At 61.5% G+C, this 3,126-nt stretch carries 2 protein-coding genes; both read left to right on the top strand.

The window, feature by feature from the left end; genetic code table 11:
- Positions 1–357, top strand: a 357-nt coding sequence (locus AC1RT6_RS21170; protein ID WP_493029656.1) for a phosphopantetheine-binding protein, incomplete at its 5' end; no start/stop codon positions are given.
- On the top strand, positions 350–3,126 hold a 2,777-nt coding region (locus tag AC1RT6_RS21165; protein ID WP_493029655.1), incomplete at its 3' end, for an amino acid adenylation domain-containing protein. The genes AC1RT6_RS21170 and AC1RT6_RS21165, both read left to right, overlap by 8 nt.

Genomic DNA, 3,126 nt, shown 5'->3' with positions numbered 1-3,126 from the left:
GACCGCAAGGCGCTGCCGGCGCCGGACCAGCTTGCGGCCTCGGCCGGGCACATCGCGCCGCGCACGCCGGCGGAAGCCACGCTCGCGGCGATCTGGGCCGACCTACTGCAACAGCCCACCATCGGCGTCACCGACAATTTCTTCGAGCTTGGCGGAGATTCGATTATCGCCATTCAACTCGTCAGTCGCATTAAGCGCGATCTCGGTCAGGACCTGCCGCTGAGCCGGCTGTTTGACATGACGACCGTCGAAAGCATGGCGGTTGCGCTCGCGCCTGAAATGGAAGTCGATAAGCGCAGCGACGACATAGCCGCGATGCTCGACATGCTGAAGGAAGTCGAACTTGCCGATGAGTGACACCGCCGCGCATAAGCAGCTTCGCGATATCTCTCATCGCCTGATGCGTCTTGACGCTATCAAGCAGAAGACGTTCCTGACGCAGCTTGCGGCAAGGGGTGTCAATCTTGAGATGCTGCCGATCGCACGGCAGGAGCGAACACAGGCGCCGTTATCCTTCGCGCAGTCGCGGCTGTGGTTTCTGTGGCGGATGGACCCGGATAGCTCCGCCTACAACATTTCGGCGACCGTGCGGATACGCGGCGACCTTCAAATGCGCGCGTTGCAGCAGGCGTTCGATACGTTGGCCATTCGTCATAGCGCGCTCCGCACGATCTTCCGGCAAGAGGGCAGCGAAGCTGAACAGATCGTGCTCGATCCACGACCGGTCGCGCTTCGGCAGGTGATGATCGATGGTAATGACCGTGAAGGGCAGGCGCGCCTGCTGGCGCGTCAGGAAGCCTTGATGCCTTTCGATCTCGAGGCGGGCCCGCTGATGCGCGTCGCATTGCTGGCGCTCGGGGAGGACGATCATTTTCTCGTGGTCACCTTGCACCATATTGTGGCCGACGGCTGGTCGATGGGTGTGCTGGTTGACGAGTTCTGGAAATTATATGCGGCATTTGCGTGTGGCGAAACGCCAACGCTAGCGCAACCCGATATTGAGTATGTCGACTATGCCGAATGGCAACGGCTATGGATGAGCGCAGTCGACGGCGGACGGCAGGTCGAATATTGGACCGGCCGCCTCCAAGACCCGGCCGTGTTGCAGCTTCCGATCGACCATGCGCGGCCGGCGGTGCCCGACCTCGCCGGATCGGCGCTTCGCCTCGCGCTCGATCCGGAGCTTGCGGATGGGTTGCGCGCGCTGGCTCGTCGGCATCGGACGACGTTGTTTGTCGTGCTGTTGGCGAGTTTCAAGCTGCTGCTCTACCGTTACACCGGTCAGTCAGACATCTGCGTCGGCGTGCCTGTTGCCAACCGCCACCGCGATGAAACCCGCGGCGTGATCGGGCTGTTCGTCAACACCCAGGTGCTTCGCACCGAGATCGATGGATGCGCCACGATTGCGGACTTCATAGGCTCTGTCCATTCGGCGACAATTGAAGCGCAGGAGAACCAGGACCTTCCATTCGAGCGCTTGCTCGAAATCCTGCAACCAAAGCGCAGCCTGAGTCAGAATCCACTCGTTCAGGTACTCTACAACCACCAACGCCGGCGCGCGTCGGGCAATCCACCAAGTCTGACCAACCTACAGATCGAAAAGATCGATGCTGAGGCAGAGACAGTCAAATTCGACTTCGCCCTCGATAGCGAAGAAGGGCCGTCCGGCGAAATCCGCGCGATCTTCACCTATGCAACCACGCTGTTCGAGACTGCCACGATCGAGCGTCTTGCGTTGCATTGGGTCACGATCCTTAGGTCGATGGTCGAGAAGGATGCGCAGCCGATCGCCGGCATGGACCTGCTATCCGAGGAGGAATGGGCCAGACTGCGCCGATGGAATGGAAGTGCCGACACTGGAAGTTCATTCGAGCCCGTGCATCGAACGGTCACCAAGTTCGCGCGCGAGACACCGGATGCGCCGTCGCTGATCTTCGGTGACGAGATTATCACCTATGCCGAGCTTGATCGTCGCGCCAATCAGCTTGCACACCGCTTGATCAGCCTAGGCGTTCGTCCCTCTGATCTGGTTGGCATTTCGGCGCGACGTTCGCCGTCGCTCGTCATTGCGTTCGTTGCGGTCTTGAAGACAGGGGCGGCCTATCTGCCGCTCGATCCCGAGCATCCGGCGAAACGACAGGTCGACACCCTGCGCGATGCGGGTGCGCGTGTTGTGCTGATTGATACAGAAGATGCGACGCTGACGCCGCTGGCCGGAATTGAGGTTGCTGCGCTCGACTCGTCTGATCTGGAAGCGGAATACGACGGTGACGTGGGGATCAAAGTAGCGCCCGCCAGTCTGGCCTATGTCATCTATACGTCAGGCTCCACCGGTGTCCCGAAGGGCGTCGCCGTCGAGCACGGGCCGTTCGCGATGCATTGCGAGGTCACTGCCGGTCTTTACGACATGGATCGGAACTCGCGCGAGCTGCACTTCCTCTCCTTCACTTTTGACGGCGCCCATGAGCGCCTCTGGACGGCGTTGACGTGCGGTGCCGCGCTCGTAATGCGCGACGGCGATCTATGGTCGGCCGAGCAGACGCTGGATGTGCTGCGCGAAAAGCGCGTTACCAACGCAGGATTCCCGACGGCTTACGTGCAGCAGCTCGCAGACTTCGCGGCGTGGCACGGTGATCCGCCGCCGGTTGAGCTCTACTCCTTCGGCGGTGAGGCAATGCCGAAGGAGGGCTTTGATAAGATCAAACGCGCACTGAAACCGCGGACACTGATCAACGGCTACGGTCCGACCGAAACCGTTGTGACCCCATTGGTTTGGAAGGTCGACGTCAGCGCAGAGATCGATGGCAGTTATGCGCCGATCGGCCGGCCGGTCGGACGCCGCTCGGCCTATATTCTGGATCGCGAGCTCAACGTTGCGCCGGTTGGGGTTGCCGGGGAGCTTTATATCGGCGGCGCTGGTCTGGCGCGCGGCTATTGGCGGCGCGGTAAACTGACGGCGGAGCGGTTCATCCCGGATCCGTTTGGTTTGCCGGGCGCGCGGCTGTATCGCACCGGCGATGTGGCGCGTTGGCGTGCCGATGGTGTGATTGAATATGTCGGCCGCTCCGACCATCAGGTGAAGATCCGTGGCTTCCGGATCGAGCTTGGCGAGATCGAGGCGCGGCT

Source organism: Nitrobacter sp. MLSD-S21, from assembly GCF_058809865.1.
Note: the sequence above shows the minus strand (reverse complement) of the source record. Positions and strands in the feature narration are given on the sequence as shown.